Source organism: Ruegeria sp. AH12 (assembly GCF_056541465.1).
On record NZ_JBQFYL010000169.1, the window covers coordinates 1 to 680 of the forward strand.

The 680-nt window shown below is 58.4% G+C and carries 1 protein-coding gene; it reads left to right on the forward strand.

Annotated elements, in window-relative coordinates:
• Positions 1-14: 14 nt before the first annotated feature.
• On the forward strand, positions 15-680 hold a 666-nt coding region (locus tag ACR0EL_RS22385; RefSeq protein WP_480502342.1), incomplete at its 3' end, for a 4Fe-4S binding protein.

Below are 680 nucleotides of genomic sequence, written 5' to 3' on the forward strand. Positions count from 1 at the left end.
TGCGGAGCCAGCCTGTGAGCGATTCCAATCCCACCCCCAGTCTCTACGCCGCCAGAGAGCCGATTTTCCCGAGACGTGTGTCCGGCCCGTTTCGCAATTTGAAATGGATCATCATGGCGGTGACGCTGGGCATTTACTATGTGACGCCTTGGATCAGGTGGGATCGCGGTCCAAGCCTTCCGGATCAGGCCGTTCTTCTGGATCTGGCGAACCGCCGCTTCTATTTCTTCTGGATCGAGATTTGGCCGCACGAGTTCTATTTTGTCGCTGGGCTGCTGATCATGGCAGGATTGGGTCTGTTCCTGTTCACCTCGGCGCTTGGGCGGGTCTGGTGCGGGTATGCCTGCCCGCAGACGGTTTGGACGGACCTGTATATCCTTGTCGAGCGCTGGATCGAGGGCGACCGTAATGCGCGCCTGCGTCTGCACAGGCAGAAAAAGCTGGATTTCCGCAAGGCGCGGCTGCGCCTGACCAAGTGGGTCGCTTGGTTCTTCATCGGGCTCGCAACTGGTGGCGCCTGGGTTTTCTATTTTGCGGATGCACCAACTCTGGCGCGTGATCTGGTCACCGGAAACGCGCATCCAGTGGCCTATACGACGATGCTGATTCTGACCGGCACCACATTTTTCTTCGGTGGCTTTGCACGCGAACAAATCTGCATCTATGCCTGCCCATGGCCG